The following is a 24,151-nucleotide window of genomic DNA, read 5'->3' on the forward strand; positions in this document are numbered from 1 at the left end:
TCACCCGACCTTAAGCGTCTTGGCTTTCGCCGGCGGCTTCCGCCTCGGCGAAGGCTTCTTCGCTGGGTTGCTCGGCCTCGAACTCTTCCTCGGCGGCTTCCGGCTGTTCCGGAGCCTCGACCCAGCCCATGACAATGCGTGCGCGCATGATCAGCAGCTCGGCGTCGGCCGGATCCAGGTTGAAGCTCTCGAGGATGCCCGGCTCGCGCACGCGCTCGCCGTTCTTGTTCTCGAACCAGCCGCGCAGGTCGTCGGGCACCAGGCCGGCCAGGTCTTCGACCGACTTCACGTCGCCCTGGCCCAGAGCCACGGCCATCGGCAGGGTAATGCCTTCGATCTCGAGCAGGCCGTCCTCGACGCCCAGTTCCTGGCGCTTGGCGTCGTACTCGGCGGCTTCCTTTTCCAGGTAGTCGGTGGCGCGGGCCTGGATCTCGGCGCCGGTGTCCTCGTCGAAGCCCTCGATCGAGGCGATCTCGGAAACGTCGACGTAGGCCACATCCTCGACCGAGGCGAAGCCTTCGGTGACCAGCAGCTGGGCGATGACCTCGTCCACGTCCAGGGCTTCCTGGAACAGGGCCGTGCGCTCGGTGAACTCGCGCTGGCGGCGCTCGCTCTCCTGGCTCTCGGTCATGATGTCGATCTGCCAGCCGGTCAGCTGCGAGGCGAGACGCACGTTCTGACCGCGACGGCCGATGGCCAGCGACAGCTGCTCATCGGGGACGACCACTTCGACGCGCTCGTCCTCTTCGTCCATCACCACCTTGGAGACTTCGGCCGGGGCCAGCGCGTTCACGATGAACGTGGCCTCGTCCTGGCTCCATTGGATGATGTCGATCTTCTCGCCCTGCAGTTCGGCCACCACCGCCTGCACGCGCGAACCGCGCATGCCGACGCAGGCGCCGACGGGATCGATCGAATTGTCGTTGCTGATGACCGCCATCTTCGCGCGGCTGCCGGGGTCGCGGGCCACGGCGCGGATCTCGATGACCGCGTCGTACACTTCCGGCACTTCCTGGGCGAACAGCTTGGCCATGAAGCCGCCGTGGGCGCGGCTCAGCAGGATCTGCGGGCCCTTCGTCTCGCGACGGACGTCGTAGATGTAGCAGCGGATCCGGTCGCCGATGTTGAAGTTCTCGCGCGGGATCGACTGGTCACGGCGCATGATGCCTTCGCCGCGGCCCAGGTCGACGACGACGTTGCCGTACTCGACCCGCTTGACCGTGCCGTTTACGATCTCGCCCACGCGGTCCTTGTACTCTTCGAACTGGCGCTCGCGCTCCGCGTCGCGGACCTTCCCCATCACCACCTGGCGGGCCATCTGGGTCTGGACGCGGCCGAACTCGAAGGGCGGCAGCAGCTCTTCGTAGGTCTTGCCGACCTCGGCGTCCTTGTCGCGGCGCTTGGCATCGGCCAGGCGCAGGATGCCCGGGGGCTCCTCAAACGGCAGGTCCTCGCCGGTCTCGGGATCGGTCCCGCCGCCAAAGACGGCGTCGTCGGCCACCACGGTGACCACGCGCTTGATCGTCGTCTCGCCCGTCTTCGGGTCGATATGGACGCGGATGTCGTGCTCGGCGCCGTAGCGCGAGCGGGCGCCCTTCTGGATCGCCTCTTCGATCGCCTCGATGACGATCTCCTTGTCGATCGACTTCTCGCGGGCGACCGCCTCGGCGATCTGCAGGAGTTCAAGCCGGTTGGCCGAAATGCCGGTCAGGCTCATGGGAATTTCCCTCTACTCGGTCGTCTGTTGTTGTTCTGAAGCGAGGCGGGCCGCACGGCCCTCGGCGCCCCGCTTCATCAGTTCGTCGGTGAGGACCAGCTTGGCCTCCACGATCCAGGCGAGCGGGATCATGGCCGTCTCGGCCTCGCCCTCCAGGTCGATGCCGACCTGGTCGTCCCCCGTCTCGCCCTTGTCGATCCCTTGCAGCACGCCGCGGAAGCGCTTGCGCCCCTCGGCCAGCCGGTCCAGCTCGATCTTCACCTCGAAGCCTTCCCAGGCCTCGAAATCCTTGGGCCGGGTCAGCGGCCGGTCGATACCGGGCGAGCTGACTTCCAGCGTGTATTCGCCGCTGATCGGATCGGCGGCGTCCATGACCTCGGAGATGGCGCGCGACAGCCGGGCGCAGTCCTCGACCACCATGTCGCCGTCCGAGGCCCGCTCGGCCATGATCTGCAGACGCCGGTGTTCGGCGCCGCCCATCAGCCGCAGCCGGACGATCTCATAGCCCGCGGCCTCCGCGACCGGGTCGAGGAGTTCCAGCAGCTTCAGATCTTCTGCGGTCTTCCCGCGCATACGAAAACTCAGGCCCAGATAAAGAAAAAAGCGGTCGGGCCGGAGCCCGCCGCTCGTAGGCGCCATACAGCGCTAACGGACGATGTTGGGAGGACATATAGCGAAGGGCGGAGGGCTTGTCACGAGGGCCTATGCGTCGGTGGCCTCTCCCGATCCCTTTATGAACCAGGCTGGGTCGAATAGCCGGCCCTCCTGAACGGCGGCCTCAATCCCATCGCCGATGAGTTGCCAGGACCCGTAAAGCGTGGATATGGTCAGGATCTCCAATCGCACCCCGCCTTCGAACGATAGACTGAGATCCGCGGTCTCTGAATCGACGCGTGCGGTCACAACGCGGCGCACCTCTAAGATGCTCGCGGCGATCGCTTCGGCGTCGATCGGCACATCCCTTCCGGCAGTCGCGCCGTCTTCGCGGTCTGTGACGACCAGCCCGCCATCTTTGATCAGTCGCCAGGCGTGCTCCACGTCCAAGTTCGCGCGGCGACTGCCGCCTCCCAGGAACGCGAACGTCCAGGAATGTTCACGGCGCTGAACCCGCTCGACACGAGCATCCACGAACCACCGCTCCACATCGTCCAGCAAGGGCATCGTCAGATGCTTCCCGTCTTTGAAGCTTATGGTCGATGCGAGCCTCGGGCCTTGGCGATGTCAAGCACCGGCCTCCGGCCGGCCGCGCCGCGGCCGCCCTCTCGAACCGTTCTTGTGATCGCCAAGGCCCGAGGCGGACTCGCAGCCATGAGATCCGTGATGGGGCCGGTAGGCTTCAGCTCTCGACTCGCGATGGGAGATCGCGTGATCAACGGCGAAGCCTACCGTCCGTCACCGCATCTTTCACGGCCAGCGCCGCGAGCAGCATGAGCGTGGCGCCGATCATTTCCAGGGTCTCCTCCAGCGCCACCTCCACGTGGCCCATGAAGAGGTGGAGGTAGCCCAGGCTCTCCAGGCCCGTCGCGCCGGCCAGCAACACCGCCGCGCCCGCCAGTCCCAGCGCGCTCGGCGCGGGAAACGCCCGCCAAAACCGCTTCACCTGGGGCCAGAAGAACGCCACGAGCAGCACCGCGGCCACGCCGTAGACCACGACCCAGGCGCTGTGCTCGTGTCCGAAGGGCGCCACGGACGGCGACGCCTTGTAGACCGCCCGCGACAGCGCTTCGTGCACCGCCGCCGCCTCGTCGGCCGAGAGGAAGACGAACCCACCGCCGGCGAGCCGCAGGAACCAAGGCGTCGGCCGGTCGGCGCCCGCGACGTGCTCAGACGCCGACCAGAGGGTCAGGCCGATCACCAGAAGCTGGCTGGCCGAGAACCACGCGCCCACCGACTGCTCGGCGTCGAGGTCGAACAGGACGCCCAGCCGGTGACCCAGGGCGCCTGGCAGCACGCCCGAATTGGTCACGAAGTACAGAAGAACCAACAGCGCCTCGGCCGCCAGCAGGCCAGCGAGCAACGACGGACGGACCACGACCGCCGCGCCACCCAACGCAAAAGGCTGACTTCCCCGCATACCCGCACCCCCGCCGAGTTTGCCCCGCAGCGCTCAACCTACGCTCAGCATGACGGTTCTGTGAACGTCGTTCGCGCGACAGGTGAGCCTGCGAGGCCGTATCCGTGAACCTGCAGGGGGCCTGTCAGCGAGCGGGCCGCATGTGATCGCGCGTCGGACGGCGGCGCAGCCTCTTCCGCTATCGCTCCGAATGGTCCATTGGAGCGCGCCTCTTGTTTTGTGTGTCTCTGAAAGACCCTCCCCATGGACCTCTCCAAGATTCCCGTCGGCGAGAACCCGCCGTACGACGTCAACGCGCTCATCGAGATCCCGCAGGGCGGCGAGCCGGTGAAGTACGAGATCGACAAGGAAAGCGGCGCGATCTTCGTCGACCGGTTCCTGCACACCGCGATGTTCTATCCGGGCAACTACGGCTTCATCCCGCACACCCTGGCCGATGACGGCGACCCGATGGACATCATCGTGGTGGGCCCGACGCCCGTGGTGCCGGGCGCCATCATCCGGGCGCGGCCGGTGGGCGCGCTGATCATGCGCGACGAGGCCGGCGGCGACGAAAAGATCCTGGCCGTCCCGGTCGACAAGCTGCACCCGTTCTACGCGGGCGTGGACAGCTGGCGCTCGCTGCCGTCGATCCTGACCGAGCAGATCGCCCACTTCTTCAAGCACTACAAGGACCTGGAGAAGGGCAAGTCGGTCGACATCGTCCGCTGGGCCGATCCCGAGGAAGCCGGCGAACTGATCCGCCAGTCGATCGAAGCCTACAAGAACGCCGGCTAGCGCTGAGTTGCCCCCGCCGGCGGAACTGTCAGCGAAGCTGACTGAGGGGGCTTCCGCGCAGGCCGCGGACGAAGCCCCCTCCACCGCTTCGTGGTGCCCCTCCCCCTTGGGGGGAGGAACTACTCTCGCACGAAATCCAGGAACACCGGCGCGCAGTCGCCCAGGCGCTTCTCCTCGTAGCGCGTCGTGATGTGGTCGGCGGGCGGGTTGCGCCACTCGTCCGCGCGCTGGGCCGGCCAGGCGAAAGCCGGGTTGGCGACGAAGCGCTCCAGCGCCTGATCGACATAGCTCGCCACATCGCTGGCGAACCGCAAGCGGCCGCCCGGGCGGAGGGTGCGCGCCAGATCCGCCACCAGCTCGGGCTGCACCAGCCGGCGCTTCTGCTGGCGGGCTTTCGGCCAGGGGTCGGGAAACAGGATGAAGACCCGCGCCAGGCTGGCGTCGGGAATGCGGGCGATCAGCTCGCGCACGTCGTTGTCATGCAGGCGCACGTTGCCCAGCGCCTGCTCGTCGATGTGCCGCACCGCGCTGGCGACGCCGTTCACGAACGGCTCGGCGCCCAGGATCAGAACGTCAGGATGGCGCGCGGCCTGGGCAGCCATGTGCTCGCCGCCGCCGAAGCCGATCTCGAGCCACGTCTCGCGCGCTTCAGGCATGAGCGCCTGGGGCGAGACCGGCCCGGCCGGAATGCGCAGGCCGGGGAGACGGGTCTCCATCAGGGCGGCCTGGCGCGGCTTGATCGGCCGAGACTTCAGGCGGCCGAACGACCGGAGCGGCGGGTGGTTCTCGGACATGGATGGTGTCTAGCGCAGAAACGAAGACGCCGGCGAAACGGATCGCCGGCGCCTCCTGGACGTCGATGTGGGTGGGGCTAGCCGACCGCCTTCAGCGCGTCGACCAGATCGGTCTTCTCCCAAGAGAAGCCGCCTTCATTGTCGGGCTGGCGGCCGAAGTGGCCGTAGGCCGCGGTGCGCGCATAGATCGGGCGGTTCAGCTGCAGGTGCTCGCGGATGGCCCGCGGCGTCGCACCGCCGATCAGCTGCGGGAGCAGGGTCTCCAGCTTGGCCGGATCGACTTCACCGGTGTTGTGCAGGTCGACGTAGAAGCTCAGCGGCTGGGCCACGCCGATCGCATAGCTGATCTGGATCGTGCACTTCTTGGCCAACCCCGCGGCGACCACGTTCTTGGCCAGGTAGCGGCAGGCGTAGGCCGCCGAGCGGTCCACCTTCGTCGGGTCCTTGCCCGAGAACGCGCCGCCGCCGTGCGGGGCCGCGCCGCCGTAGGTGTCGACGATGATCTTGCGGCCGGTGACCCCGGCGTCGCCGTCAGGGCCGCCGATCTCGAAGCGGCCGGTCGGGTTGATGTGCCACTTGGTCTTCTTGGTGATCAGGCCCGCGGGGATCACGCCCTCGACGTAGGGCCGGATGACCGCTTCGAGGCGCTTCGGCGTGGCCATGTGCAGGCCGATCCGCTTCTTGTGCTGGGTCGAGACGACGATCTGCATGATCTCGACCGGGCGGCCGTCCTCATAGCGAACCGTGACCTGGCTCTTGGCGTCGGGCTCGAGCACCGGACACTCGCCCGAATGACGGACTTCGGCCAGCTTCTTGAGGATGTCGTGGCTGTACTGCAGCGTGGCCGGCATCAGCGCCGGGGTCTCGTCGCAGGCGTAGCCGAACATGATGCCCTGGTCGCCGGCGCCCTCGTCCTTCTTCTCGGTGGCGTCCACGCCCTGGGCGATGTGGGCCGACTGCTCGTGCAGGTGGCAGGCGAACTTCGCCTTGTTCCAGTGGAAGCCCTTTTGCTCGTAGCCGATGTCCTTGATCGCGGCGCGAACCTTGGGCTCGAGCGACTTCACGATCTCCTTGGTCAGGGCCTTGTTGTCGGCCTTGGACCCGCCCGGTTTGCCGGCGCGGACTTCGCCCGCCAGCACGATGCGGTTGGTGGTCACCAGGGTCTCGCAGGCGACGCGCGCCTCGGGCTGAACGCTGAGGAAGGCGTCGACGACGGTGTCCGAAATGCGGTCGGCAACCTTGTCGGGATGGCCTTCGGACACGCTTTCGCTGGTGAAGATGTAGCTGGAACGGCTCAAGGAAAAGGCTCCGGATGTGGGCGTCTAACGGGGGCGCAGCCTGAATGTAGGGCGCAAGCCTATAAAGAAATCTTTATGTGATGCCAAGCGCGCGGAAAACTAGTCGGCGGGTTGCCGCGGGCGGCGCCTGCGGCCTGCAGCCCAGGCCAACGCGGACGCCAACAGCAGGCCTGCGAAGGGGCCGTCGCCCCAGCGGCTGTAGGGCGTGGGCGGCGCCGGCGACGGGAGCCGAGAGTCGATGATCCCGAACTGGCCCAGGCCCAGCGACTTGCCAGGCAGGATGCGGCCCTGGGGGTCGATCACCGCCGAGACGCCGGTGGGCGTGGCGCGGATGATGGGCAGGCCCTCCTCGATGGCGCGGTAGCTCGCGATGTTCAAGTGCTGCCAGGGGCCGCTGGTGCGCCCGAACCACGCGTCGTTAGAGACGTTGAGTATCCACTTCGGCCGCGGGCCGCGCGCCAGGCCCGGGAACAGCGCCTCATAGCAGATCAGCGGCTGGACGGCGGGAACGCCCGCCACGATCAGCGGCCGCGGCGGCGGGCCGGCAGTGAAATCCTCGGGCATGTGGACCAGCGAACGGATGCCCAGCCGGCCCGCCAGGTCGCCCAGCGGGATGAACTCGCCGAACGGGACCAGTCGGTGCTTGTCGTAGAAGCCGGTGACCCGGAGCGCGCTGTCGTCGCGGCGGAACGCCACCAGGGTGTTGAAGTAGCGGTAGTCGCCCTCACCCGCCGGCTCGACGCGGTTGGCCCCCATCAGCAGCGTCTGGCCGGGCCGGATCGCGTCACGGAAGCGGGGGCCATAGAGCGGATCGGCGATGAACTCATCGATCACCACGGGAAGCGCGCCTTCGGGCCAGATCACGATGTCAGGCTGGCGCGCCACCCCATGCTGCGCCCTGGCCGGACGCCGGGAGAGTTCGACATAGGCTCCGAAGACCTCTTCGAGGTTCTCGGGTTTCCACTTTTCCTTCTGGTCGATGTTGGCCTGGACGACGCGGATGACCGGCGCGTCCTTGGCGAACGTCGGCCGGGGCGCCGCCGCCAGCCGCCCCGCGCCGCCGGCGTAGAGCCCGGTCAGCGCGATCCCGCCCATCACCAGCATCCCGGCCTGGGCCAGACGGCGGACCGGCAGCACCAGCAGCGCCGGGGTCGAGGCGATCGCGAGCGTAATCCAGGTTAGGCCGTACGATCCCACAAGCGCGGCGGCCTGCGACGGCGCGCTGCCCGCCCGCCAGCTTTCGCCGACCAGGTTCCAGGGCAGCCCTGTGAGGATATGCCCGCGCAGCCACTCGGCGGCGGCGAAGCAGCCGGCGAACACCAGCGGCTTCCAGGCGCTGCGCGGCCGCAGCCACCGATAGGCCAGGCCCGCCGCTCCCCAGAACAGCGCCAGACCTCCGCCCATCAGCACGACGGCGAAGGGCGCCATCCAGCCGTGGATCGCGACATCGACCAGGAACGGCTCGGCGATCCACCAAGTGGAGAGGCCGAAGTAGCCCAGGCCCGCCAGCCAGCCCATCAGGAAGGCCGAGCGCCGGGGCCGCTCGCCCACGGTCTCCAGCCGCAGGAGCAGGACCGCATAGCCGAGCAGGCCCAGGATCAGGCCGAAGGGCGGATGCGCCAGCCCCGCGGCCAGCCCCGCCAGCAGGGCCGTCATGGGCGCATACCAGCGCGGACGGCTCACTCAGGCCTCGGCGGACATTTCGGGCACGGGCGGCCGGCGCACGCGCACGCGTTTCAGCCGGCGCGGATCAGCGGCCAGAACCTCAAACTCGAAGCCGTCGGGATGTTCGATCCGCTCGCGCTTCTGCGGCACCCGACCGGCCAGGGCGTTGACCAGGCCCGCCACCGTGTCGATTTCTTCGTCCAGATCCTCAGGCGCCAGGTCGACCCCGTGCCCGATGGCGTGCTCCAGCTCCTCCAGAGGGGCGCGACCGTCGACGATCCAGCCCTCGTCGTCGCTGACGATCGGCATGTAGGCTTGGTCGCCCTCCTCGTCGTGCTCGTCGGCGATTTCGCCCACCAGACTTTCGAGCAGGTCCTCCAGGGTTACCAGCCCGTCGACCCCGCCGAACTCGTCCATGACCAGGGCCATGTGGATGCGTTTGGCCCGCATGGTCGCCATCAGCCGCGCCGCCGCCATGGAGGGCGGCACATAGAGCACTTCGCGCACCAGGTGGTGGCGGCCGGTCAGCACCTTGTCGCCCGACTTCGGCGCGCGGGTCTTGCGGGCCAGCAGCTTGAAGACGTCCTTCACGTGGACCACGCCCACCGGCTCGTCCAACGTCTCCTTGTAGACCGGCATGCGGCTGTGCTCGGCGTCGATGAACCGGGCCACCACGTCCTCGAACGTACAGCTGCGCTCGATCGCCACGATGTCGGCGCGCGGGATCATCACATCCTCGACGCGCAGATCCTGGAAGGCGCGCGCCTGGGTGACCAGCTCGCCGCCGCTTTCGGTCAAAGGCTCAGGGGCTTCGTCGGCGGCGTGCTCGGCCGTCCGGCGGAAGAAATTGAACAGTCCAACGAGCCCGCGCCGACGGCGTGGGCTCTTACGACTGGAAGGGTCAGGGTCGCTCATGCTCTCCTTCGCCGGCCGCATAGGGGTCAGGAACCCCCAGATCGGCCAGCACCGCACGCTCAAGGTCTTCCATGACCTCGGCCTCATCATCGCCGATGTGATCGTATCCGAGAAGGTGCAGAACGCCATGCACCGTCAGGTGCTGCAGATGCTGCGCCAGGGTCTTGCCCTGTTCGGCGGCTTCGCGGGCGCAAACGCCGTAGGCCAGGGCGATATCACCGGCGAACCGCTCGGGGTTGTCGGGAGCCGGGAAGCTGAGGACGTTGGTCGGCTTGTCCTGGCCGCGGAACTGGGCGTTCAGCTCGCGCACGCTCTCGTCGTCGGTCAGCAGGATGGTGACGCCCTCGTGGCCCGCCTCCTCCCTATCCAGCGCCGCCAGCGCCGCGCCGCGGGCCAGCATCTCGGCCTTCGGAAGGGCCTCGGTCCAGGCCGGGTCTTCGATCTCGACGTCGATCAAACCGTGCGTCCAACCCGGGCCGCGTCGGCGTCGTAGGCGCGCACGATCCGCTCGACCAGCGGGTGGCGGACCACGTCTTCCGAATTGAAGCGGATGATCCCGATGCCCTCGACCCCTTCCAGCAGGCCCACGGCGTGGGCGAGGCCCGAGTCGCGGGGATTCGGCAGGTCGATCTGGGTCGGGTCGCCGGTGACGGCCATCCGCGCGCCTTCGCCCAGGCGGGTCAGCACCATCTTCATCTGCGCCCGGCTGGCGTTCTGGGCTTCGTCGACGATGACGAAGGCGTGGCTCAGCGTGCGGCCGCGCAGGAAGGCGATGGGCGCGACTTCGATCTCGCCCTTCTCGCGTCGACGGCGCAGCTGCTCGGCGCCCAGGATGTCGGTCAGCGCCTCCCAGACCGGCGCCATGTAGGGGTCGACCTTCTCGTTCATGTCGCCCGGCAGAAAGCCCAGGCGTTCGCCGGCCTCCACGGCGGGGCGGGAGACGATCAGGCGGTCGACGGCGCCGCGCAGCAGCATGCCGGCGCCGTGCGCCACGGCAAGGAAGGTCTTGCCCGTGCCGGCCGGACCCAGCCCGAACACCAGCTCGTTGCGGTTCAACGCCTCGAGGTAGCGCGCCTGCGTGGGCGTCTTGGGCGCCACCTGGCCGCGGCGGCCGATCGGCAGGGCGTTTCCGGCGCCCGGGCTGGCGGACGGCGCGCCCGAGCGGGCCTGGCCGATGGCCACGCGCACGTCGGCCTCGCCGATCTCCAGGCCATGGTCGGCGCGGGCCGCGATCGCCTGAACCGCCTTCTTGGCCGCGCCGCGCGACTTCGCATCCCCCGACAGCGAGACGCCGCCACCCGGGGTTTCCAGCAGGACGCCGAACGCGTCCTCGATCAGGGCGGCATGGCGGCTGTTGGCGCCGGCGACCGCCCGCAGGGCCTCGTCGGACAGCGGGACGAATTCGGGCGCTCGGCTCACGCGGGTTCCAGTTCAAGCACGCCCGACAGACTGTTCTGATGGGCGGTTTCCACCCTCACCGGAACGATCTGGCCCAGCATCCGATCCGGCGCGGTGACGTGGACCGCCTGCAGGTAGGGGCTCTTGCCGATCAGTTGCCCTTCATGGCGGCCGGCCTTCTCGAACAGCACGTTCACGACGCGACCGGCGGTGGCGGCGTTGAACGCCATGCGCTGCTCGTCCAGCAGGGCGTTGAGGCGCGCCAGCCGCTCGTCCTTCACCGCCTCGGCCACCTGGCCCGGCATGGCCGCCGCGGGCGTGCCCGGCCGGCGGGAATACTTGAACGAGAAGCAGCTGGCGTAGCCGACCTCGCGGACCAGCTGCAGCGTCGCCTCGAAGTCGGCGTCGCGCTCGCCCGGGAAGCCCACGATGAAGTCGCCGGAGATGGCGATATCGGGCCGGGCGGCGCGGATCTTCTCGATCACCCGCACATAGCTCTCGGCCGTGTGCGCCCGGTTCATCGTCTTGAGGATCTTGTCCGACCCCGCCTGCACCGGCAGGTGGAGATAGGGCATGAGCTCGGGCACATCACCGTGGGCGGCGATCAGGGCGTCGTCCATGTCGCGCGGGTGGCTCGTGGTGTAGCGGATGCGGTCCAGGCCATCGATCGCGGCCAGACGCTTCACCAGCGCCGCCAGCCCGCCTTCGCCATCATAAGCGTTGACGTTCTGGCCCAGCAGGGTGACCTCGCGCACGCCCTTCTCGGCCAGGCTGCGGGCCTCGGCCTCGATATCGGCGGCCGGACGCGACCACTCCCCGCCGCGGGTGTAGGGGACGACGCAGAAGGTGCAGAACTTATCGCAGCCCTCTTGCACGGTGAGGAAGGCGGACACGCCGGTCGGCCGCCGCTCGGCGGTCAGGGCGTCGAACTTCTCATCCGGCGCGAAGTCGGCCGACAGCCGCTCGCCGCGGGCCCGGTGCGTGCGCGCGATCAATTCGGGCAGCTGGTGATAGGCCTGCGGGCCCACGACCAAGTCCACCGCGGGCTGGCGGCGCATGATCTCCTCGCCCTCGGCCTGGGCCACGCAGCCGGCGACCGCAATCGTCATCCGCGCCCCGCCGCCGGCCAGGCGCTCGTCGCGCATCTCGCGGATCTTCCCGAGCTCGGAATAGACCTTTTCGGTCGCCTTCTCGCGGATGTGGCAGGTGTTGAGGACCACCAGATCGGCCATCGTGGGATCGTCCGTCATCCCATAGCCCAGCGGCGCTAGGACATCGGCCATGCGCTCGCTGTCGTAGACGTTCATCTGACAGCCGTACGTCTTGATATAGAGGCGCTTCTCGGGCGCGGTCTGGGACATTGCCGGGTTATGGGGTTGCAGACGGAGCGGCGCAAGTTTCGCCTCCGGCGCCGTCGAGCTTCGCATGACAGGAATTTAATCGCGCGCCCTGCGTCCGCGCGACCCGGCCCCCGCCTCTTACGGTCATCACCAGGGGGTTTGGGATGCGCCGGTTTTGTTTCGCTCTCACCACGATCGCGGCTCTGGCCGCCGTGGCAGGGTCCGCGCGCGCCCAGACCGCGCCCCCACCGGGCGCCTGTCACTTCGGGGCCTATCGCCTCGCCGACGGGACAGCGCTGATCATCGATTCCAGCGACGAGCCGAACATGCGCTACCGCCGCCTGGACGGCGCGAGCGGCAAGCTGTTCCGGGTCGGCGAGGGCCAGTACGAGGGCGGCGCCGGCTGGTCGGTTCGCGAACCCGTCGCCGTGCGCGCCCGGTTCGGCGCCTGTGGTGAAGGACGGCTGACGATGCAGCAGGGCGCGGGTCCAGCGACCGATGCGTACCGTATCGCCCTGCCGACCGTACCGATCACCTTCGCGAGCGGTCCCGAGCGGCTCTACGGCGAACTGGTCCTGCCGGCGGAAGGGAAGCCGAAGGCCGCCGTCGTCCTGCAGTATGGGTCCGGCCGGGACTCGGCGGTCTACAACAACTACCTCCAGAACCTGCTGCCGCTGAAGGGCGTGGCGGTGTTCGTGTTCGACAAGCGCGGGACGGGGCGATCCACCGGCGGCTACAGCGCCGACTTCACCGTCCTGGCCGACGACATGGCGGCCGCGGTCGATGCGGTCCGGTCTCGCCCCGAGGTCGCCGGCGTTTCGCTGGGCGTGATGGGCGAGAGTCAGGGGGGCTGGGTCGCGCCCCTGGCGGCGCAGCGCCGGCGGGTGGATTTCGTGGTGGTCGGCTATGGCCTTGCCGTCAGTCCGATCGAGGAGGATCGATCCGAGGTCGCCGAGAGCGTGCGCCCCTTCGGACCGGCGGCCCTCGCCAAGGCCCAGGCCCTGCACGACGCCGCGACCCGGGTCGTCGTGAGTCGATTCGGCGAAGGTCTGCCCGAGCTCGAGCGTCTGAAGGCGCTGAACGCTGGAGAGCCCTGGATCGGAAAGATCGGCGGCGACTACACCGGCCCGTTGGTCGCCACCCCGGCCGCGCACATGGACCACGTGCGGGCGGCGTTCGATTTTCCGATTTCCTTCACCTATGAGCCCCGCGCGGTCCTGGCCCAACTCCAGACCCCGTCGCTCTGGGTGCTTGCAGGCCGCGACACCGAGGCCCCGCACGAGGATACTCTCGCGATCCTCCGTCAGCTGCACGCCAAGGGATCGCCCATCGATATCGCGATCTTCCCGCAGGCCGACCACGGGATGATCGAGCGGGAGAAGGCGCGGATTTCTCCCGGCTATTACGATCTGCTGGCCGACTGGATCGCCAGCCCACGGCTGACGCGGGACTATGGCGATGCTGAGCTGATCCGGCGCCGCTGAGCGGATCAGTCCTCGATGGGAACGCCGTACAGCTCCAGCCGATGGTCCACCAGCTTGTAGCCCAGCTTGCGGGCGATCTCGACCTGCAGGGCCTCGATCTCCTCGTCGACGAACTCGACGACCTTGCCGGTCTTCATGTCGATCAGGTGGTCGTGGTGTTCGTCGGTGTGCTCTTCGTAGCGCGAGCGGCCGTCACGGAAATCCAGGCGGTCGATGATGCCCGCTTCCTCGAACAGGCGGACCGTGCGGTAGACCGTGGCGATCGAGATGTGGGGGTCGATGGCGTGCGCCCGGCGGTGCAGTTCCTCGACGTCCGGATGGTCGGCGGCCAGCGACAGCACGCGCGCGATCACGCGGCGCTGCTCGGTCATGCGCATGTTCTTGTCGAGGCAAAGCTTCTCGATGCGGTCCGACACGGGGGCCTCTCTCGTCTTCCGTAGCGATAGGTCTAGTCAGGTCTGGTTGTCAGGTCGAGCCGCATCACGAGCGCGTCCGCACGTCCGTTGGCGCCGCGGTCATAGTAGGCTTTGCGCAGGCCCGCACGCGCGAAACCCAGGCGTTCGTAAAGGGCCACTGCGCCCGCATTGGCGACATCGACCTCCAGGAACATCTCACCCGCCCCGGCCTCACGCGCCACGCCGATGGCGGCGACCATCAGGGCCTGACCGACCCCGCGGCGCCGCGCCCACGGCGCAACGCCCACGGTGAGGATCTCGGCCTCGCCGGCCACGGTGCGGCAGACCAGGACGCCGGCCGGGTCTTCGTCGCGGACCACGAACCCGAAGATGCCGGCGCCCTCCAGCAGGTCTTCGAAGTCCATCTCGTCCCAGGGCGTGTCGAAGGCCTGGGCGTGAGCCGAGGCCATCGCCGGGGCGTCGGCGGGGGTGGCGAGCTCCAGCTTCACGGGTCGCGGCCGCCCGGCAGCTTGGCGTCGGGCGCACGCAGGTAGAGCGGGCGGATGGGGGCGACGAGCTTCCGCGCCGCGAGTCGCGCCACGTGGCCGGCGTCGCAGCCTTCGGGCGTCAGCATGCGCGCGCCGGGCGCGGTCCCCGCCAGCAGCGGCGCGCCCGACCCCACCAGCGTCAGCGCCCGCCCCATGCCCAGCTCGGCCAGCCGCGCCGCGGCCGTCCCGATCGGCAGGACATCGGGGGCCATCAGCGGCTCACCATCCTCGAAGACCTGCAGGTAGAGCTGGTCGCGGCGCGCATCGATGGCGGCGGCGACCAGGCCCGTGGCCGCGGCCGCGAGCGCTTCCAGGCTGCCCACGCCCACGGTCGGGATCGACAGCGCCGAGCCCAGGCCCTTGGCGAACGCCACCCCCACGCGCAGGCCGGTGAACGATCCCGGTCCGACGGTGGCGCCGATGCGCTGCAGGCGGCCGAAGGCCAGACCTGCATCCGCCATCACGGCCTCCGCCATGGGCGCCAGCCGCTCCTGGTGACCGCGCGCCATCGCCTCGGACCAATGCGCGAGCACGCGCTCTCCCCCAGGTCCAACCTCCAGGATGGCGACCGAGCAGGCGTTCAGGCAGGTGTCGAGGCCCAGCACGAGCATGAGTGCGGCGTAGCGGATCAATAGGCTGTCGGAAAGCGGTTGCTGGGTCCCGGCTCGGCCTACGGGCTTCGCCCTCCGTTGGCCGGGATGACAGTTTCTAGAGAGCCTGCTCGACCGCCGTCACTTCCGGGACGTAGTGCTTCAGCATGTTCTCGACGCCAGCCTTCAGGGTCGCGGACGAGGACGGGCAGCCCGAACAGGCGCCGCGCATGTTCAGCCACACGACGCCGGTGTTCACGTCGAAGCGGTTGAAGAGAATGTCGCCGCCGTCCTGCGCCACCGCCGGGCGGATGCGGGTGTCCAGCAGCTCCTTGATCTCGGCCACGATCTGGGCGGTCTCGCCTTCATAGGCCGTATCGTCGTGGCCGGCGTCCTCGCTCTCGCCCACCAGCAGCGGACGGCCCGATGTGTAGTGATCCATGATCGCCGCCAGGATCGGCGCCTTGATCAACGGCCAGTCGACCGAGGCGTGCTTGCCGACGGTGATGAAGTCGGGGCCGTAGAAGACGCGGGTGACGCCGGTGATCTCGAACAGTTCGGCCGCCAGCGGCGAGGCGGCGGCGTCCTCGGGCTCGCGGAAGTCTCGCGTGCCCTCGCCCAGGACCGTCTGGCCCGGCAGGAACTTCAGCACTTCGGGATTCGGCGTGGCTTCGGTCTGGATGAACATGGATGAGATGTGGCGTCGTCGCGCGCATAGCGCAAGCGCGACGCTATGCCAGCGCGGCGATCTCGTCGTCGGTCAGGTCGCCGGGGACGATGGTCACGGGCACCTTGCGGCTGCCGAAGCGCGTGCCGTCCTTACCAATGGCGCTGACCAGCGGGCCCGGGCCGCCGCGACCGGCCGAGGCCGCCAGCACCAGGATCTTGATGTCCGGGTCCTCGCTCAACACGCGCTTCAGGGCGGCGCGGGTCGAGTCGGCCTCGAGGATCAGGAACTCCGGGGGCAGGCCGGTCTCGGCCTGGACGAACTCGGCCGACAGCTGCAAAGCCGTTTCGGCCTCTTGCCGCTGCTGACGTGCGATCTCCTCGCGGACGCCCGACCAGTGCTCGAACACCGCCGGCTGGATCACGCGCAGCAGGGCCACGTAGCCACCGGTCGACTGCGCCCGGCGGCACGCGAAGCGCAGCGCCGTCTGATATTCGGGCGTGTCGTCGGCGACCACCAGGAACTTGCGGCGCGTGCTCATGGCGTGGGAATCTAGCCTAGCCCGCCCAGTAGCCTACCAGTTTCTTGACCTCGGCCACGGTGGGCGCGGCCAGCGCCCGGGCGCGGTCGGCGCCCTCGGCCAGGACGCGGTCGATCTCGGCCGGATCGGCCAGCAGCCGGCGCATCTCGCCGCCGATCGGGCCCATGACCGAAACCGCAAGGTCGGCCAGCTTCGGCTTGAACGCGCCGAACCCCTGGCCGGCATATTCCGACAGCACGGCAGCCTCGGTCGCGCCGGACAGCGCCGCATAGATCGCCACGAGGTTCCGCGCCTCGGCGCGGCCCTCCAGCCCCTCCGCGGTTTCCGGCAAGGGATCAGGATCGGTGCGGGCCTTGCGGATCTTCTGCGCGATGGCCTCGGCGTCGTCGGTCAGGTTGATGCGCGAGTTGTCCGAGGGATCGGACTTGCTCATCTTGGCCGTCCCGTCGCGCAGGCTCATCACCCGCGCGCCCGGGCCCTGGGTCAGGGCTTCGGGCAGCGGGAAGAAGCCCGGCGCGTCGAAGTCGTTGTTGAACTTCTGGGCGATGTCGCGGGTCAGCTCCAGATGCTGCTTCTGGTCGTCGCCGACGGGCACCTTGGTGGCCTTGTAGGCCAGGATGTCGGCGGCCTGGAGCACCGGGTAGGTGTAGAGCCCGATGCTCTCGCGCTCCTTGTGCTTGCCGGCCTTGTCCTTGAACTGGGTCATCCGGTCGAGCCAGCCCAGGCGTGCGACGCAGTTGAACACCCAGGCCAGCTCGGCGTGCTCGGGCACCGCCGACTGGGCGAAGATGGTGGCGACCTTGGGATCGAGGCCGGTCGCCAGGTAGGCGGCCGCAATCTCGCGGACCTGTTGCTTCAGCTTCGCCGGTTCCTGCCACACCGTAATGGCGTGCATGTCGGCCACGAAAATGAAGGTCGGGATCTCGTGTTGCAGGCGGGCGAACTTCACGAGGGCGCCCAGGTAGTTGCCCAGGTGCAGGTCGCCGGTGGGCTGGACGCCCGAGAGCACACGTTCGGGGCCCGCGTAGGCGGCAGGAGCTTGGTCGATCATGGGATGGCTTCTCTAGGGAACAGGCACGTGGGCGCAAGGCCCGGTTTTCACGGGTGCGCGATCAGCGCCATCGCCCATCGATGCGTTCGAAAGCCATGGCGGGGAGATAACCCGCCGGGTCGCCTACGACAAGTCGGCCGCTGTCGGCGCCGGGTCGCCGCGACGCCGCCTGAGCGCGGCCTTGAATTCGGCGACGGTGACGCCGCCCGAGGCGAACAGCAGCACCGGATAGAGCCCCAGCCCGATCGTGCAGATCAGGACGATCGAGATCTCCTTCACGCCGTGCGACATCACCGTTCCGATCTCGCCCTCGATCTCGGCGCGGAACAGGTTGGCGGCGAACATCACCGCGCCCAGCAGGACGCTGGCGATGGCCACGCGGGTGATCTTGACGGCGGCGCGGGCGGACGGCTTCCAGACCCCGGTCCGCGCCAGCGAGAACCACATCTGCAGCACGCTTATCCAGGCGGCCACCGAGGTGGCGATGGCCACGCCCTGGAACCCGATGGCGAAGAACAGCGCCACGCCCAGGGCGATGTTCACCGCCACCGAGATCAGCGAGAAGCGCATCGGCGTCTTCGTGTCCTGTCGCGCGAAGAAGGCGGGCTGAAGGATCCGCAGCAACACGAAGGCGGGCACGCCCCAGCCGTAGTGGAACAACAGCTGGCCGGTCGCCAGCGCATCGGCCGGCGTGAACTGGTCGCGCGTGAACAGAGCGTCGATCAGATAGACCGGAAGCGCCATCAGGGCCGCCGCCGCCGGCAGGCTCAGCGCCAGGGCGAAGACGATCCCCTGGTCCATGGCGGCCTGGGCCCCGTCGTGGTCGTCCTTCTGCAGGGCCTGGCTCAGGCGCGGCAGCAGGGCCACGCCGATGGCCACGCCCACCAGGCTCATGGGCAGCTGGTAGAGTCGGTCGGCCACGTTCATCCAGACGCGCATCCCGGCGATCTGCGAGGCCAGGATGCCTGAGATGAAGATGTTGATCTGGGTGGCGCTGTTGGCGATGGCCGCGGGGATGGCCAAGGTCACGAGGGCCTTCATCTCAGGCGTCCACCGGGGTCGGACGGCGCCGATGCGCGCGCCGCTCTTGCGGGCGCCCCACCAGCAGATCCAGGCCTGGCCGACGCCCGCGATCACCACGCCGCCCGAGGCCCACCACGCCGCCTGGACCGGGTCCTTCTGCGGCAGGACGATCAGCAGCATCACGATGTTGAGGATCGTGGGATAGGCCGCGGAGATGATGAACTTGCCGCGCGCGTTGAGTACGCCGGAGAACAGGGCCGCCAGCGCCATGCACGGCAGGTAGGGCATGGTCAGCTGGGTCAGCATCCAGGCGAGACGGAACTTCTCGGGCTCGTCCGCATAGCCGGGGTTGATCAGGTACATCAGCCACGGCATCGCCAGCTGCGCGGCCAGCATCACCCCGACGGTCGCCGCGGCCACGGTCGCCGCCGCATCGGCCGCGAAATGGTCGGCGCCGGCTTCGTCGTCAGCCAGCTTGCGCGAATAGGTGGGCACGAAGGCCGCCGCGAACGCGCCCTCCGCGAAGATCCGCCGGAACAGGTTCGGGAACGCCAGCGCGGTGTAATAGGCGTCGGCGGCGATGGTCTGGCTGGCGCCCAGGCGCGCGGTCACCACCAGGTCGCGCGCAAAGCCCATGAACCGGCTGACCAGGGTCAGGCCCGAGAAGATGGCGCTGGAGCGCAACAGTCCGCCGGAGGTCTTGGCGGGAGTCTTGGCGGTCTCGGTCACAGGGGCCCTTGGAGGCTGCGTCGAAAGCGACGTCAACCTAGCGACTGGGGGCGCCTGGGGCGTGTGGATTCTTGGCGCAGGCGCGATAGGGTCTCGGCGGCCGATTTCAGGACCCTTCACGCATGTTCGACGCCTATGTCGCGTTCCAGGCAAGGCTACGGCCCACGGCCTTCGCGCTCATCACCCCGCAGCGGTGGGCCACCTATGCCGAGCTGGACGCCGACGTCGACCGCTTCGCCGCCGGGCTCACCGCGCTAGGGGTCAATCGCGCGCGCGGCGTGGTCTCGATCCGCATCGGCAACGACTACCTGACCCATGTGGTGCTGCTGGCCCTGGCCCGACTGGGCGTCGTCTCCTCACCGTTCGACGACCCGTCGCCGGATCTGCAGCTGGTCGTCGGAGAGGCGACCCAGCCCTATCAGCTGGCCCTGTCTCCGGCCTGGATCGAATCCGCGTTCCGCGCCGAGCCTCGGCCCGTGACGCCGGTCCGCTGCGACCCGAACGAGCTTGGGCGCGTGATGCTGTCGTCGGGCACGACGCGGACGGCGCGTCGCGTACCTCGCACCTGGCGGATGCTGGAGGACAACACCCGGACCTGTGCGCTGACCTATTGCGCGGGCAAGCCGGGTCGCTGGGTCTGCCTGACCGGCATGGACACCGGCCTGGGCCAGGCCATGACGCTGGCCGCGTGGAGTCAGGGATCGGCCCTGATCGCCGACTATACGGCCGCCGATCTGGCGCTGAGCCTTGAGGCGCTGCGGCCCTCCATCGTCGGCCTGACGCCGATCTTCCTGCGCCACTTGCTGGCCAACCTGCCGCCGGGCCTGGGCGTCCAACCGGGGCTCCGGATCGTCAGCACCGGCGGCGTCCTGCCCGCGGCTGTCGCCCGCGAGACGCGGCTGCGGCTCGCGTCCGAGATTCTGATCAGCTACGGCGCCGCCGAGACCGGCAGCGCCACGATGGCCGACGGAGCCTGGCTGGACGACCATCCCGGGTGCGCCGGCTACGCCGTGCCGGGCGTGCGGGTGGAGGTGGTGGACGACGCGGGCCATCCTGCGGCGCCTGGCGAGCCGGGCGAGGTGCGCATCATCAGCGACCGCGTGTCGGCGGGCTACATGGGGGATCCCGACGCCACGGCCGCCGCCTTCCGCGACGGCGCGTTCTATCCCGGCGACGTGGGCCGGCTGTCGGCCGACGGCATGCTGATGGTCGATGGCCGCATGGACGACCGCATGGACCTGGGCGGCGTCAAGTTCCTGCCCGACCTCCTGGAGGAGGTGGCCCTGGCCTATCCCGGTGTCCGCGACGCCGCGGCCTATGCCGCGCCGGACACCCAGGGCATGGACACCTGCTGGCTGGCCATCGTGGCGGATCCCGACCTCGATAGACAGGGGCTGGCCGAGCATATCGCGGCTCGCCCGGCGATGCCGGCGCACCGCTTCGCGTGGACGGAATCGATCCCGCGCAACGCCATGGGCAAGATCGAGCGGCGGCGGTTGCGTGAAGAGACCATGGCCGCGCTGGGCGTCCACCGCTAGGGTTCAGCCCAACGAGGGGGGACGCCATGGGACTGAAGGTGATCGGCTCGGGGCTGGGCCGCACGGGGACGCTCTCGACCAAGCTGGCGCTGGAACAGCTGGGCTTTGCGCCCTGCCACCACATGGTCGAGGTGTTCATGAACCCGGCCCAGGTTCAGCTCTTCATCGACGCTGGGAACGGCAGGCCCGACTGGGACGCGATCTTCGGCGGCTATGAAGCGATGGTCGACCACCCCGGCTGCGCCTACTGGCGCGAGCTGGCGGCGCACTATCCCGACGCCAAGGTGCTGCACACCGTCCGCGATCCCGACAAATGGTTCGACTCCACCCAGGCCACGATCTTCAACCCGGACCGCCCGCCCCCGCCCGAGGGCACGCCGATGCGGGTCTTCTTCGACCAGCTCTACGCCTGGTACGGCGGCGACATGCACGATCGGGGCTTCATGACCGACTTCTTCCGGCGCCATACCGAGCGGGTCATCGCCTCGGTCCCGGCCGAGCGCCTCCTGGTCTTCGATGTGAAGGAAGGCTGGGCGCCGCTGTGCGCCTTCCTGGGCGTCGACGTCCCGGCCACGCCCTATCCGCGCGAGAACTCCACCCAGGAGTTCCAGGCTCGGGTGGCGTCAGGCGAAATGCCCATCGACACGGACAAGGTCCGCGCGAACCTCGAGCGCCGCTAGCGGGCGACGCTGGCGCGGGCGCGCTGCAGGTTGCCACGCCGGCCGCCGGTGGAATCGGCCTCGCTGTCGTTGAGGGTGGCCAGCAGCGCGGCTTTCAGGGCGTTGCCCTTGCGCGCGTCGGTGAGCTTCTCGCCGTCGGCGTCGACCACGTAGAAGCAGTCCACCGCGCGCTCGCCGTAACCGTCGATGTGGGCCGAGGTGATCAGGAGGCCGGCGTCCGACAGGGTGCGGGCCAGCCCCGCCAGCAGGCCGGGGCGGTCGCGCCCCGAGGCCTCGACCACCGTCGACAACTCCGAGGCCTCATTGTCCAGCATCACCGCGGGCGTGATGGCGAAGGCGGCGGCGCGGCCCAGATCCTGTCGGCGGCGCTCTCGCACGACGGGCTCGCCGCGGGCGGCGCAGGCCAGCGCCTTGGCCAGCCGGCCCAGTGCGCGTTCGTCGCTGGCGCCGAAGGGCGCGCCCGTGACGTCCTGCACGTAGAACACGTCCAGCGCCTGACCGCCGCGCGAGGTAAAGACCCGCGCGCCGACGACGTTGGCGCCGGCGCCGGTGATGGCTTCGGCCAGGTCGACGAACAGGCGCGGGCGGTCCGCGGCGGCGACCACCACCTCGGACACGTTCAGATCGCGGCGCACGCGCCCTTCGGCGGCGCTGCCGGGACCGCCGGACGCCGCCAGCGCCAGGCGGGCATGCGTCAGCACTTCGTCGTCGGTGAAGGCGGTGAAGTAGGCGTCCTCCATCGCGTCGCCCCAGGGCTCGGCGCCGGCGTCGGCCTTGGCCAGACGCACGCGGGCGTCGTAGGCGGCGTTTTCCTGGTAGCGGCGCAGCGCCGCGGCGGCGTCCGAGCCCCGGCCGCCGCGGAACACCGCTTCGGTGGCGCTGTAGAGTTCGCGCAGCAGCTGGCCCTTCCAGCCGTTCCAGACCCCCGGACCAACGGCGCGGATGTCGGCCACGGTCAGCACCAGCAACAGGCGCAGGCGCTCAGGCGACTGCACGATGCGGGCGAAGTCGGCCACGGTGCGCGGGTCGGAGACGTCGCGCTTCTGGGCGTAGTCGCTCATCACCAGGTGGTGCTCGACCAGCCAGGCGACCAGTTCGATCTTGGAGCGCTCGAGGCCCAGGCGCTCGCAGGCCTGCCGCGCCGCCCGCGCGCCGGCCACCTCCTGGCCGCCCGCTCCGCCCTTGCCGGTGTCGTGCAGCAGCATGGCCAGGAACAGCGCCTCGCGGTCGGCGATCAGCGGCATGATCTGGGTGGCCAGCGGGTGGTCGTCGGGCAGACGCCCGGCGGCGATGTCGGCGATCACGCCCACGGCCCGCAGGGTGTGCTCGTCCACCGTGTACGAGTGGTACATGTTGAACTGCATCTGGGCCACGATCCGCCCGAACTCGGGCAGGTAGCGGCCCAGGACGCCGGCCTCGGTCATCAGGGTCAGCGTCGTGCGTGGGTCGCGGCCACGGGCCAGGATGTCCAGGAACACCTTGGCCGCGTGGCGGTCGCGCCGCACCGCCGAGGTGATCAGATTCATCGACCGCGAGGCGGCAGTGAAGGCGTCGGGGTGGAGGTCGAGGTTCCGCTGGTCGGCGATCCGGAACAGCCGCAGCAGGTTGACCGGGTCACCTTCGAAGATGTCGGCGTCAACGTCGAGGCGGCCGCCGATCTCGTGGAAGCCCGGTTCGGCCAGCGGCTTGCGCTTCACGCTTCGGCCCGGAATGAACCGGCTGATGCCCTTGGGCGCGATCTTGACCCGGTCGGCCTCCAGCTTGGCGGCGAACACCCGGGTCAGGGCGCCCACGTCCTTGGCGATCAGGAAATAGCGCCGCATGAAGCGCTCGACGGCCGGCGCGTCGCCGCGGTCGCCGTAGCCCATGCGGCGGGCGATCTCGGGCTGCAGGTCGAACGACAGGCGCTCCTCAGGCCGGCCCGTGGCGAAGTGCAGCTGGCAGCGCGTGGCCCACAGGAAGTCGAAGGCCACGATGAACGAGCGGATCTCGCGCCGGTCGAACATCTCGAGCTGCATGACCCGCTCCAGCGTCTCACCGGGGTGCAGGTACTGGGCGATCCAGAAGAGGGTGTTGAGGTCGCGCAGACCGCCCTTTCCCTCTTTCACGTTGGGTTCCACCATGTAGCGGCTGGCGCCGGCGCGGGCGTGGCGTTCGTCACGCTCCTTGAGCTTGGCGGCCACGAACTCGGCGCCCGTGCCCTTCACCACCTCGCCGCGAAAGCGCTTGATCAGCTCGTCCGCCAGCATCTCGTCGCCGGTCAGGCGCCGAGCCTCGAGGATCGAGGTGCGGATCGTGTAGTCCTCGCGGGAGAGCTTGATGCACTCCTCGATAGTCCGCGAGGCGTGGCCGACTTTGAAGCCCAGGTCCCACAAGGCGTAGAGCATGTACTCGATGACGCTCTCGGCGTGGGCGGTCTGCTTGTAGGGACGCAGGAACAGGAGATCGAGGTCGGAATAGGGGGCCAGCGTGCCGCGGCCATAGCCGCCCACCGCCATCAGCGCCAGGCGCTCGCCCTCCGTGGGATTGCGGGCGCGGAAGATGTGCACTGTGGTGAAATCGTAGAGCGCGCAGACCACTTCGTCGGTGACGCCCGACAGCAGCCGCGCCGTCTCAATACCGCCGGCGCCGTTCTCCAACCGCTCCTTGGCGATCATCCGGCCGCGGAACAGGGCCGCCTTCAGGACGTCCAGCGCCGCCTTCCGCTGGGCCGCCTCGTCGCCCAGGTTTTCGAGCGCGGCGGCCGACAGCTGCGATCGCAGCTTCACGCCGTCGACGACGTATTCCAGGCGGGTGGGTTTGAGGCGCGCGGACATCCGGCCACGCATATAGGACGGTTCGTTAACGGACGCAGGTGGTTCGCGCTTTTCCGACGCGGATCGTACCGCTAAGGGCTCCGGCCCCGGTAAGTGTTTTGGCCCGGTGTG

Annotated in this window: 23 protein-coding genes; 4 read left to right on the forward strand and 19 right to left on the reverse strand. The window is 69.2% G+C overall.

Annotated features, from left to right (window positions below; genetic code table 11):
• Positions 1-10 precede the first annotated feature (10 nt).
• The 4 genes from nusA to ACQ66R_RS12130 all read right to left on the reverse strand — a co-directional run bounded on the left by nusA (position 11) and on the right by ACQ66R_RS12130 (position 3,749).
• The gene (nusA, locus tag ACQ66R_RS12115; RefSeq protein WP_430422283.1) at positions 11-1,717 is read right to left on the reverse strand and encodes a transcription termination factor NusA; all 1,707 of its coding nucleotides are present in this window, start codon (positions 1,715-1,717) and stop codon (positions 11-13) included.
• A 12-nt stretch (positions 1,718-1,729) separates the two neighbouring features.
• Positions 1,730-2,290, reverse strand: a complete 561-nt coding sequence (rimP, locus tag ACQ66R_RS12120; RefSeq protein WP_430422285.1) for a ribosome maturation factor RimP — start codon at positions 2,288-2,290, stop codon at positions 1,730-1,732.
• A 129-nt stretch (positions 2,291-2,419) separates the two neighbouring features.
• Positions 2,420-2,878 carry a hypothetical protein gene (locus tag ACQ66R_RS12125; RefSeq protein WP_430422287.1) on the reverse strand — a complete coding sequence of 153 codons (459 nt, stop codon included), beginning with the start codon at positions 2,876-2,878 and terminating at the stop codon, positions 2,420-2,422.
• A 208-nt stretch (positions 2,879-3,086) separates the two neighbouring features.
• Positions 3,087-3,749, reverse strand: coding sequence for a hypothetical protein (locus tag ACQ66R_RS12130; protein ID WP_430422288.1), 663 nt, complete (start codon positions 3,747-3,749; stop codon positions 3,087-3,089).
• Positions 3,750-4,034: 285 nt separating this feature from the next.
• Here ACQ66R_RS12130 and ppa point away from each other — a divergent pair, with 285 nt between their 5' ends.
• Entirely contained in the window at positions 4,035-4,568 is a 534-nt protein-coding gene (gene ppa, locus ACQ66R_RS12135) for an inorganic diphosphatase (RefSeq protein ID WP_421936949.1), read from the forward strand.
• Between the two features lie 119 nt (positions 4,569-4,687).
• Here ppa and trmB read toward each other — a convergent pair whose 3' ends face one another.
• The 7 genes from trmB to miaB form a co-directional block, all read right to left on the reverse strand.
• The gene (gene trmB / locus ACQ66R_RS12140; protein WP_430422290.1) at positions 4,688-5,362 is read right to left on the reverse strand and encodes a tRNA (guanosine(46)-N7)-methyltransferase TrmB; all 675 of its coding nucleotides are present in this window, start codon (positions 5,360-5,362) and stop codon (positions 4,688-4,690) included.
• 77 nt (positions 5,363-5,439) lie between these two features.
• The gene (gene metK, locus ACQ66R_RS12145; RefSeq protein ID WP_430422292.1) at positions 5,440-6,660 is read right to left on the reverse strand and encodes a methionine adenosyltransferase; all 1,221 of its coding nucleotides are present in this window, start codon (positions 6,658-6,660) and stop codon (positions 5,440-5,442) included.
• A gap of 99 nt (positions 6,661-6,759) precedes the next feature.
• Positions 6,760-8,316 carry an apolipoprotein N-acyltransferase gene (gene lnt, locus ACQ66R_RS12150; RefSeq protein ID WP_430426279.1) on the reverse strand — a complete coding sequence of 519 codons (1,557 nt, stop codon included), beginning with the start codon at positions 8,314-8,316 and terminating at the stop codon, positions 6,760-6,762.
• A gap of 27 nt (positions 8,317-8,343) precedes the next feature.
• Positions 8,344-9,240: a hemolysin family protein gene (locus ACQ66R_RS12155; RefSeq protein WP_430422294.1), complete on the reverse strand. Its 897-nt coding sequence runs from the start codon at positions 9,238-9,240 to the stop codon at positions 8,344-8,346.
• Positions 9,227-9,640 carry an rRNA maturation RNase YbeY gene (gene ybeY / locus ACQ66R_RS12160; RefSeq protein WP_430426281.1) on the reverse strand — a complete coding sequence of 138 codons (414 nt, stop codon included), beginning with the start codon at positions 9,638-9,640 and terminating at the stop codon, positions 9,227-9,229. The genes ACQ66R_RS12155 and ybeY overlap by 14 nt, the downstream gene beginning before the upstream one ends.
• Before the next feature lie 53 nt (positions 9,641-9,693).
• A complete protein-coding gene (locus ACQ66R_RS12165) occupies positions 9,694-10,659 on the reverse strand; it encodes a PhoH family protein (protein ID WP_430422296.1) in 966 nt (321 codons plus the stop codon).
• Complete coding sequence (gene miaB / locus ACQ66R_RS12170; RefSeq protein ID WP_430422298.1) at positions 10,656-11,999, reverse strand: tRNA (N6-isopentenyl adenosine(37)-C2)-methylthiotransferase MiaB; 1,344 nt, start codon at positions 11,997-11,999, stop codon at positions 10,656-10,658. Before miaB ends, ACQ66R_RS12165 begins: the two co-directional genes overlap by 4 nt.
• 143 nt (positions 12,000-12,142) lie before the next feature.
• On the opposite strand from miaB, the gene ACQ66R_RS12175 reads away from it, so the two are divergent.
• Positions 12,143-13,462, forward strand: a complete 1,320-nt coding sequence (locus tag ACQ66R_RS12175) for an alpha/beta hydrolase family protein (protein ID WP_430422300.1) — start codon at positions 12,143-12,145, stop codon at positions 13,460-13,462.
• A gap of 5 nt (positions 13,463-13,467) precedes the next feature.
• On the opposite strand, the gene ACQ66R_RS12180 is transcribed toward ACQ66R_RS12175, so the two are convergent.
• The 7 genes from ACQ66R_RS12180 to murJ form a co-directional block, all read right to left on the reverse strand.
• Positions 13,468-13,839: a Fur family transcriptional regulator gene (locus tag ACQ66R_RS12180; RefSeq protein ID WP_430426283.1), complete on the reverse strand. Its 372-nt coding sequence runs from the start codon at positions 13,837-13,839 to the stop codon at positions 13,468-13,470.
• A gap of 71 nt (positions 13,840-13,910) precedes the next feature.
• Positions 13,911-14,366 carry a ribosomal protein S18-alanine N-acetyltransferase gene (gene rimI / locus ACQ66R_RS12185; protein WP_430422302.1) on the reverse strand — a complete coding sequence of 152 codons (456 nt, stop codon included), beginning with the start codon at positions 14,364-14,366 and terminating at the stop codon, positions 13,911-13,913.
• Complete coding sequence (gene tsaB, locus ACQ66R_RS12190; RefSeq protein WP_430426285.1) at positions 14,363-15,016, reverse strand: tRNA (adenosine(37)-N6)-threonylcarbamoyltransferase complex dimerization subunit type 1 TsaB; 654 nt, start codon at positions 15,014-15,016, stop codon at positions 14,363-14,365. The genes rimI and tsaB overlap by 4 nt, the downstream gene beginning before the upstream one ends.
• Before the next feature lie 97 nt (positions 15,017-15,113).
• Positions 15,114-15,683 carry a NifU family protein gene (locus ACQ66R_RS12195; RefSeq protein ID WP_430422304.1) on the reverse strand — a complete coding sequence of 190 codons (570 nt, stop codon included), beginning with the start codon at positions 15,681-15,683 and terminating at the stop codon, positions 15,114-15,116.
• Positions 15,684-15,726: 43 nt separating this feature from the next.
• Complete coding sequence (locus ACQ66R_RS12200) at positions 15,727-16,203, reverse strand: universal stress protein (RefSeq protein WP_430422305.1); 477 nt, start codon at positions 16,201-16,203, stop codon at positions 15,727-15,729.
• A gap of 16 nt (positions 16,204-16,219) precedes the next feature.
• The gene (trpS, locus tag ACQ66R_RS12205; protein ID WP_430422307.1) at positions 16,220-17,254 is read right to left on the reverse strand and encodes a tryptophan--tRNA ligase; all 1,035 of its coding nucleotides are present in this window, start codon (positions 17,252-17,254) and stop codon (positions 16,220-16,222) included.
• A 123-nt stretch (positions 17,255-17,377) separates the two neighbouring features.
• Positions 17,378-19,006: a murein biosynthesis integral membrane protein MurJ gene (gene murJ, locus ACQ66R_RS12210; protein ID WP_430422309.1), complete on the reverse strand. Its 1,629-nt coding sequence runs from the start codon at positions 19,004-19,006 to the stop codon at positions 17,378-17,380.
• Between the two features lie 122 nt (positions 19,007-19,128).
• Here murJ and ACQ66R_RS12215 point away from each other — a divergent pair, with 122 nt between their 5' ends.
• Positions 19,129-20,544: a class I adenylate-forming enzyme family protein gene (locus ACQ66R_RS12215; protein ID WP_430422311.1), complete on the forward strand. Its 1,416-nt coding sequence runs from the start codon at positions 19,129-19,131 to the stop codon at positions 20,542-20,544.
• Between the two features lie 26 nt (positions 20,545-20,570).
• The gene (locus ACQ66R_RS12220; RefSeq protein WP_430422313.1) at positions 20,571-21,224 is read left to right on the forward strand and encodes a sulfotransferase family protein; all 654 of its coding nucleotides are present in this window, start codon (positions 20,571-20,573) and stop codon (positions 21,222-21,224) included.
• On the opposite strand, the gene ACQ66R_RS12225 is transcribed toward ACQ66R_RS12220, so the two are convergent.
• The gene (locus ACQ66R_RS12225) at positions 21,221-24,040 is read right to left on the reverse strand and encodes a [protein-PII] uridylyltransferase (RefSeq protein ID WP_430422315.1); all 2,820 of its coding nucleotides are present in this window, start codon (positions 24,038-24,040) and stop codon (positions 21,221-21,223) included. The genes ACQ66R_RS12220 and ACQ66R_RS12225 overlap by 4 nt on opposite strands.
• Positions 24,041-24,151: the final 111 nt, after the last annotated feature.

Source organism: Phenylobacterium sp., assembly GCF_965284355.1.
GTDB lineage: Bacteria > Pseudomonadota > Alphaproteobacteria > Caulobacterales > Caulobacteraceae > Phenylobacterium.

Excerpts from the sequence above, each read along its gene's own strand:
- trmB (WP_430422290.1), bottom strand. The coding sequence starts at position 5,362 with ATGTCCGAGAACCACCCGCCGCTCCGGTCGTTCGGCCGCCTGAAGTCT.
- miaB (WP_430422298.1), bottom strand. The coding sequence starts at position 11,999 with ATGTCCCAGACCGCGCCCGAGAAGCGCCTCTATATCAAGACGTACGGC.
- ACQ66R_RS12155 (WP_430422294.1), bottom strand. The coding sequence starts at position 9,240 with ATGAGCGACCCTGACCCTTCCAGTCGTAAGAGCCCACGCCGTCGGCGC.
- ACQ66R_RS12195 (WP_430422304.1), bottom strand. The coding sequence starts at position 15,683 with ATGTTCATCCAGACCGAAGCCACGCCGAATCCCGAAGTGCTGAAGTTC.
- rimP (WP_430422285.1), bottom strand. The coding sequence starts at position 2,290 with ATGCGCGGGAAGACCGCAGAAGATCTGAAGCTGCTGGAACTCCTCGAC.
- lnt (WP_430426279.1), bottom strand. The coding sequence starts at position 8,316 with ATGACGGCCCTGCTGGCGGGGCTGGCCGCGGGGCTGGCGCATCCGCCC.
- ACQ66R_RS12215 (WP_430422311.1), top strand. The coding sequence starts at position 19,129 with ATGTTCGACGCCTATGTCGCGTTCCAGGCAAGGCTACGGCCCACGGCC.
- ACQ66R_RS12220 (WP_430422313.1), top strand. The coding sequence starts at position 20,571 with ATGGGACTGAAGGTGATCGGCTCGGGGCTGGGCCGCACGGGGACGCTC.
- trpS (WP_430422307.1), bottom strand. The coding sequence starts at position 17,254 with ATGATCGACCAAGCTCCTGCCGCCTACGCGGGCCCCGAACGTGTGCTC.
- ACQ66R_RS12225 (WP_430422315.1), bottom strand. The coding sequence starts at position 24,040 with ATGTCCGCGCGCCTCAAACCCACCCGCCTGGAATACGTCGTCGACGGC.
- ACQ66R_RS12125 (WP_430422287.1), bottom strand. The coding sequence starts at position 2,878 with ATGCCCTTGCTGGACGATGTGGAGCGGTGGTTCGTGGATGCTCGTGTC.
- ppa (WP_421936949.1), top strand. The coding sequence starts at position 4,035 with ATGGACCTCTCCAAGATTCCCGTCGGCGAGAACCCGCCGTACGACGTC.
- tsaB (WP_430426285.1), bottom strand. The coding sequence starts at position 15,016 with ATGCTCGTGCTGGGCCTCGACACCTGCCTGAACGCCTGCTCGGTCGCC.
- ACQ66R_RS12180 (WP_430426283.1), bottom strand. The coding sequence starts at position 13,839 with ATGCGCATGACCGAGCAGCGCCGCGTGATCGCGCGCGTGCTGTCGCTG.
- ACQ66R_RS12200 (WP_430422305.1), bottom strand. The coding sequence starts at position 16,203 with ATGAGCACGCGCCGCAAGTTCCTGGTGGTCGCCGACGACACGCCCGAA.
- ACQ66R_RS12175 (WP_430422300.1), top strand. The coding sequence starts at position 12,143 with ATGCGCCGGTTTTGTTTCGCTCTCACCACGATCGCGGCTCTGGCCGCC.
- ybeY (WP_430426281.1), bottom strand. The coding sequence starts at position 9,640 with ATGCTGGCCCGCGGCGCGGCGCTGGCGGCGCTGGATAGGGAGGAGGCG.
- nusA (WP_430422283.1), bottom strand. The coding sequence starts at position 1,717 with ATGAGCCTGACCGGCATTTCGGCCAACCGGCTTGAACTCCTGCAGATC.